This window comes from Flavobacterium sp. (assembly GCF_031363805.1).
GTDB lineage: Bacteria > Bacteroidota > Bacteroidia > Flavobacteriales > Flavobacteriaceae > Flavobacterium.
In genome coordinates this window covers 1-6,572 of record NZ_JANLVD010000051.1, presented here as the reverse complement: position 1 = coordinate 6,572, position 6,572 = coordinate 1, and the positions used below count along the sequence as shown (strand labels likewise).

Annotated in this window: 7 protein-coding genes; all 7 read left to right on the top strand. The window is 30.3% G+C overall.

Annotation, left to right across the window (positions count from 1 at the left end):
• Positions 1 to 823, top strand: an 823-nt coding sequence (locus RMN92_RS02895) for an asparagine synthase-related protein (RefSeq protein WP_309607959.1), incomplete at its 5' end; no start/stop codon positions are given.
• A 39-nt stretch (positions 824 to 862) separates the two neighbouring features.
• Positions 863 to 1,876, top strand: coding sequence for a UDP-N-acetylmuramate dehydrogenase (gene murB / locus RMN92_RS02890; protein ID WP_309607958.1), 1,014 nt, complete (start codon positions 863 to 865; stop codon positions 1,874 to 1,876).
• A gap of 98 nt (positions 1,877 to 1,974) precedes the next feature.
• Positions 1,975 to 2,589 carry an FMN-binding negative transcriptional regulator gene (locus RMN92_RS02885; RefSeq protein WP_309607957.1) on the top strand — a complete coding sequence of 205 codons (615 nt, stop codon included), beginning with the start codon at positions 1,975 to 1,977 and terminating at the stop codon, positions 2,587 to 2,589.
• Between the two features lie 77 nt (positions 2,590 to 2,666).
• Complete coding sequence (locus tag RMN92_RS02880) at positions 2,667 to 3,782, top strand: glycosyltransferase (RefSeq protein ID WP_309607956.1); 1,116 nt, start codon at positions 2,667 to 2,669, stop codon at positions 3,780 to 3,782.
• Positions 3,773 to 4,321 (top strand): sigma-70 family RNA polymerase sigma factor, encoded by a 549-nt coding sequence (locus tag RMN92_RS02875; protein WP_309607955.1) that lies wholly within the window; start codon positions 3,773 to 3,775, stop codon positions 4,319 to 4,321. The genes RMN92_RS02880 and RMN92_RS02875 overlap by 10 nt, the downstream gene beginning before the upstream one ends.
• A 170-nt stretch (positions 4,322 to 4,491) precedes the next feature.
• Positions 4,492 to 5,322 (top strand): energy transducer TonB, encoded by an 831-nt coding sequence (locus RMN92_RS02870; protein WP_309607954.1) that lies wholly within the window; start codon positions 4,492 to 4,494, stop codon positions 5,320 to 5,322.
• 178 nt (positions 5,323 to 5,500) lie between these two features.
• Positions 5,501 to 6,373: a lipoyl synthase gene (gene lipA / locus RMN92_RS02865; protein ID WP_309607953.1), complete on the top strand. Its 873-nt coding sequence runs from the start codon at positions 5,501 to 5,503 to the stop codon at positions 6,371 to 6,373.
• Positions 6,374 to 6,572: the final 199 nt, after the last annotated feature.

The following is a 6,572-nucleotide window of genomic DNA, read 5'->3' as shown; positions in this document are numbered from 1 at the left end:
ACCGCATTTACTTTCCATTTCACAACTGGCTAATACGAAAGTTAAAGTTTTGCTTTCTGGAGAAGGAGCAGACGAACTTATGGGTGGCTATGTTCGCTACAAAGCATTAAAAAATCCATCTTTATTAAAAGCGATTTCTTATTTGAGTAGTTTCGATTATTTGACCAAAAATCCTAGATATAATAAACTTTTCCGTTATTCAAAAATTAAAAAATCAGAAGATTTAGTACTTTTTAATATTACCAGTATTTATCCAGATGATATCAATAGTTTCTATGGCGAAAAGAAAAAGCCAGTCAATGAATATCGTTATCAAATATTGAAAGAAGCCCAAGAATTATATCCAAAAAGTTTGCAAAGACAAGCCTTATATTTTGACCAACATACTTATTTATGTTCACTTCTCGACCGAAATGATCGCTGTACCATGGGCGCTTCTATAGAATGTCGTGAACCCTTTTTAGACCAAAGGTTAATTGCTGGATTGGGAACTTTGGATAACAAATGGCTGTTTTCGGGCAAAAAAGGAAAATTTATTTTAAAATCGACAATGCAAAATAAGTTACCGCAAGAAATTTTAAACTTCAAAAAAATAGGTTTGAGTTCGCCTTGGGGAAAATATTTTACTTCAAACGAAAAAATAAAAGAAGAATTGCAACATTTTGCCAAAAGCGAAATTTTTGATATGCCTTTTCTATCAAATTTGAATTCTAAGAAAATTGTTGAAGAAATTCAAAAAGGAAACAATCAAATCATACCTTATGTATTGCCTATTTTTATGCTTCACATTTGGCACAAAAATTATTTTCAAAAATTTGTCTAAAAACTTTACTTATTTTTGTATTCAATCGAAATTTCCAACATGAATATCATTTCCAATTTTCCATTAAAAAAATACAATACTTTCGGTATTGAAGCCTTTGCCAAAAAATTTGTAGCTGTACATTCTGTCGATGATCTAAAAAAAGTTTTAGAGGAAAATAAATCGGAAAAAAAATTTATTTTAGGTGGCGGAAGCAATATGTTGTTGACAAAAGATATTGATGCCTTGGTTATTCACATTGATTTAAAAGGTAAAAAAATAATTAAGGAAGATGAAAATTTTGTTTGGGTTGAAAGTCAAGCTGGAGAAAACTGGCATGAATTAGTGCTTTTTACCATCAATCAAAACTTTGGTGGACTTGAAAATATGTCGCTAATTCCTGGAAATGTCGGCACAACTCCTGTTCAAAATATTGGCGCTTACGGCACCGAAATTAAAGATACTTTTATTTCGTGTGAAGCAATAAATATTGATACACAAGAAGTAAAAACTTTCTCCAAGGAAGAATGTAATTTTGGCTATCGAGAAAGCATTTTCAAACATGAGGTCAAAGATCAATTTATTATTACATCAGTAGTTTTTAAACTCACAAAGCAAAACCACAAAATAAATATTTCTTATGGCGATATTACAGCCGAGTTAGAAAAACAAAATATAAAAATTCCTACTTTAAAAGAAGTCAGTAACGCCGTTATTGCCATTCGCCAAAGCAAATTGCCAGATCCAAAAGAGTTAGGAAATAGTGGAAGTTTTTTTAAAAATCCAATTATTTCAAGAAATTTGTTTAATGAAGTAAAGTCGAAATTTCCAGAAATAAAACATTATGATGTTTCTGAATCCGAGGTCAAAGTACCCGCAGGTTGGTTGATAGAACAAGCGGGATTTAAAGGAAAACGTTTTGGCGATGCAGGAATTCATAAAAATCAAGCTTTGGTTTTGGTTAATTATGGCAATGCCACTGGACAAGAAATTTTAAATGTTTCCAAAGAAATTCAAAAAACAATTTTTGAAAAATATGGCATTCACATTGAAGCTGAAGTAAATGTAATTTAAATTTGATAATTGATAATTGATAATTGATAATTGATAATTGATAATTGATAATTAATATTTTTAATTCGTAATTCGTAATTTTTAATTCGTAATTCAAAATGTATATTCCAGATATTTATAAAAACGAAAGCCAAGAAGAAATAAAAAACTTTATTCATGACAATGGTTTTGCCATTCTAGTCAATCAAACCAATGGAAAACTTTGGGCAACCCACATTCCATTGCTCTTGGAAGAAGACAATGATGGAAAATCAATTTTAGTTGGACATATTTCAAGAGAAAACCCGCAAGGCGAAAGTTTTAAAACAAATACCAATATTTTAGTTATTTTTTCTGGACCACATTCTTACATTTCTTCTTCTTGGTACGATCATGAAAATGTTCCGACTTGGAATTATACAGCAGTTCATGTTTATGGGAAAGTTAAAATTCTAAATTTGGAAGAAAGCATCAATTCGCTTAAAAATTTAGTCGATAAATATGAAAGAAATTCCGAAAATCCAGTGCGAATTGAAGACTTGTCAAAACAAACCATGAGACAAGCAAGAGGCATTATTGCTTTTGAAATTGAGATAATTTCTATTGATGCAGTTAAAAAAATGTCTCAAAATCGAGATAGCAAAAATTACGAAAATATAATCCTAGAATTAGAAAATACTGGAAATGTTATTGACAAACAAGTTGCCCAAGAAATGAAAAAATGTCCAAGATAAAAAATTTATTAAATCGCAATCAAACTTCGTGATTCGTAATTCTTTTATCTACATTTGCAAAATATTTTCACAAGCATATGGCGCAATTTTTACTTATTCTATTATATTCCTTCGTCACAGTTATTATAATCCAAGTCATTTATTATTTATTGATTTTTGGTAAATTCTCTTTTGCAAAATTTGAAGAAAAAGAACATTTAAGTATACCTATTTCAGTAATTGTATGCGCAAAAAATGAAGCTGAAAATGTAAAGAACTATGTTCCATTATTACTATCACAAAACTATCCAAATTTTGAAATTGTATTGATTGATGACGCTTCAAGCGATGAAACACTAGATGTTTTTGAAGACTTCGAAAAAAAATATGCAAACATTAAATTGGTTAAAGTTAAAAACAATGAAGCATTTTGGGGAAACAAAAAATTTGCGCTTACTCTAGGAATTAAAGCTGCATCACACAATAATTTGTTATTTATTGATGCCGATTGTTACCCAGATTCAGACCATTGGATAGCAGAAATGAGTTCTTCCTTTTCAGAAGAAAAATCGATAGTTTTGGGTTACGGAGCGTATGAAAAAGTAGAAAATTCTTTTTTGAGTAAACTCATCCGTTTTGAAACTTTACTTACAGCAACACAATATTTTTCGTGGGCAAAATTGGGAAAAGCATATATGGGAGTTGGTAGAAATTTGGCTTACAAAAGAAATGAATTTTTTAATGCCAACGGATTTATAGAACACATGAAAATTCGTTCTGGCGATGATGATTTGCTTATCAATCAAATTTCAAATTCAAAAAATACAGCCATCAATTTTAATCCAGAAAGCATTACTTTTTCTAAATCAAAAACTTCTTTTGGAGATTGGATAATGCAAAAAAGAAGACATATATCAACCGCGAAATATTATAAATTTTTTGATAAATTTCAATTAGCACTATTTTTCTCCTCGCAATTATTATTTCTATTGTTAACTATTATACTTTTATCATTCCAATACCAATGGATTATCGTTGTAGCTTTAATTGCAATTAGATATATTGCTTCAACAATATCATTGGGTTATTCAGCAGCAAAACTTTATGAAAAAGATGTCATGTATTATTATCCTATTTTAGAAATTATACTTATATTCACACAGTTATCTCTTTTCTTTAAAAATATTTTCTCAAAACCTGTGCATTGGAAATAAAAAATAAAATTGAAAAAGCAAAGCTTGGCGATCAAATAGCTTTTACCTATTTATTGGATCATTACTGGAATGAAGTATATGGTTTTATGTTACAAAGAACTGAAAATGAAACCGATGCAGAGGATATTACTATTGAAACTTTTTCGAAAGCATTTGATAAAATTGCCACATATAATGCTGAATTTCAGTTTAATACTTGGTTGATAGCTATTGCTAAAAATGTTCACATTGATTTACTTCGTAAAAAAAAATCATCTTTATTTATTGATATTACTGATGAAGAAGATGATATCGCTTATAGAATTGCCGATACAACACCATCTGCGGAAGACAAATTAATTACTGAGCAAAATTTATCGCAGCTACTTCATTTTATCAAACAACTCAAACCAGCCTATCAAGAAGTCATTCAAATGCGATATTTTCAAGAAATGTCGTATCAGGAAATCTCAGAAGACTTGAATGAACCCTTAAATAATGTAAAAATCAAGTTGCTTCGCGCAAAAAAACTACTTTCGGAAATTATAACTAAAAGTTAAATTCTCTACAAAACAACATTTCTTCAACATAATTATCATCATAAAACAAATAATTCAATATATTTCATAAAAAATTGAATAATTTTATAAGTTAACAAAATTTTGGCACGGTTTTTTCAATTAATTAATCAAAATAGTAAAAGATTATTAATTATAAATCCCTAGAAATTATGTCAAAATTAAACAGTAGCAAAAATGAATGGTTGGAGTTGGTTTTTGAAGGAAAAAACAAATCTTATGGTGCTTACCAATTGCGTCAGGACGAAGGCAAAACAACAATGAAAGCTTTTTTTAGTGCTTTATTTTTATTAACAGCTTTGTCAGCAACAGCAATGCTTTTTAGTTCTTTTGGAGAAAAACCAAATCCTACACATAAGAATTTTGGTGGGTTGGTAGTTGTAGATTTAGATCCAATTGTGAAAAAAGCAGATCCAGTTAAAGTAGAACCTGTAAAAAAAGGAAAAGCTCTTAAACAAGAAGTGACCACAGATTTAACAAAAAATATTAAAATTGTTGATCAAAGCATTGCTGATGAAACTCCAATAACTAAAAATACAGAGTTAGGACTTAACAAAGATCCAGACGCAACTGAGGAAGGCGATGGCAAGGGAACTAAAAATGGAACTGAAACTGCAATAGTTATAAAAGAGGATAGACCTGTAATAAATATCGATGGTATATTTACTTCGAATTCTGTTGAAGTAAATCCGAGTTTTCCTGGCGGAATCAATGAGTTTTTAAAAACTGTAGGTAAAAAATTTATTTCTCCAGAAATGGAAGAAGCAAGAACTATGAGAGTAATTGTATTTTTTATAGTTGAGAAAGATGGCAGTTTGTCAAATATAAAAGTAGCAAACGATCCTGGTTTTGGAATTGGTGCAGAAGCCATTAGAGTTTTAAAAGCCATCAGAACCAAATGGGAACCAGGTTACATGGGCAACCAAGCTGTTAGAACTTCATTCTCATTGCCAATTGTAGTGAAAACAACTATTTCAGAATAATATCATAAAAATTTTATTGGTAAACCACTATTGACATTTTGTTAATAGTGGTTTTTTTAAATCAAAAAAGCTAACTACAATATTTGCGATTTTCAGCCATAGTGTTCGAAATAAATTTTAACACAGAAATCCAAAATCGTCAATCTTTCCTTATCTTTGCATTTAGAAATTAGATTTTATGGAAACTGTTCTTGAATCAAACATATTGCCTATAGCCAAACCAAAATGGCTGAAAGTAAAATTGCCAATTGGTCAAAAATACACTGAACTCCGCGGACTTGTAGATAAATACAAATTAAATACTATTTGTACTTCTGGTAGTTGTCCAAACATGGGCGAATGTTGGGGCGAAGGAACCGCAACTTTTATGATTTTAGGAAATGTTTGCACGCGATCATGTGGTTTTTGTGGTGTAAAAACTGGGCGGCCAGAAACTGTAGATTGGGACGAACCTGAAAAAGTGGCTCGTTCTATAAAAATCATGAACATAAAACATGCAGTTATTACGAGTGTTGATAGAGATGATTTGAAAGATATGGGTTCCATTATTTGGATTGAAACTGTAAAAGCAATTCGAAGAATGAATCCTGAAACCACTTTGGAAACCTTAATTCCAGATTTTCAAGGTGTGGAAAGAAACTTAGATAGAATTGTGGAAGCCAATCCAGAAGTAGTTTCCCATAATGTGGAAACAGTTCGCAGATTGACGCGTGAAGTCCGAATTCAAGCCAAATATGATAAAAGTTTAGAAGTTTTACGGTATTTGAAGGCCAAAGGAATTCGCAGAACAAAATCAGGCATTATGCTAGGTTTGGGAGAAACCGAAGAAGAAGTTATTCAAACCATGAAGGATTTGCGAAATGCCAATGTGGATATTGTCACCATTGGTCAATATTTACAACCCAGCAAAAAACATTTACCAGTAAAAGAATATATTTTGCCTGAACAATTTGAAAAATACGAAAAAATCGGATTAGAAATGGGTTTCCGCCACGTAGAAAGTGGTGCACTTGTTCGTTCATCCTACAAAGCCCAAAAACACATATTGTAGAAATGTAAAAAATCAATTACAATTTCAAAAATCAATTTCTGAAATTGTATTTGATTTTTGAAATTGATTTTTGTATTTGACTTTTGAAATTGATTTTTGAAATTGTAATTGACTTTTGAAATTAAAAATGATAAAAACACGAATTGCCATAAATGGCTTTGGAAGGATTGGTAGAAATTTATTTCGTTTACTTTTAAAC

What these genes read in the sequence shown, in the direction of transcription:
- lipA (WP_309607953.1), top strand. Translation starts at nt 5,501, where the DNA reads ATGGAAACTGTTCTTGAATCAAACATATTGCCTATAGCCAAACCAAAA.
- RMN92_RS02880 (WP_309607956.1), top strand. Translation starts at nt 2,667, where the DNA reads ATGGCGCAATTTTTACTTATTCTATTATATTCCTTCGTCACAGTTATT.
- RMN92_RS02885 (WP_309607957.1), top strand. Translation starts at nt 1,975, where the DNA reads ATGTATATTCCAGATATTTATAAAAACGAAAGCCAAGAAGAAATAAAA.
- murB (WP_309607958.1), top strand. Translation starts at nt 863, where the DNA reads ATGAATATCATTTCCAATTTTCCATTAAAAAAATACAATACTTTCGGT.
- RMN92_RS02870 (WP_309607954.1), top strand. Translation starts at nt 4,492, where the DNA reads ATGTCAAAATTAAACAGTAGCAAAAATGAATGGTTGGAGTTGGTTTTT.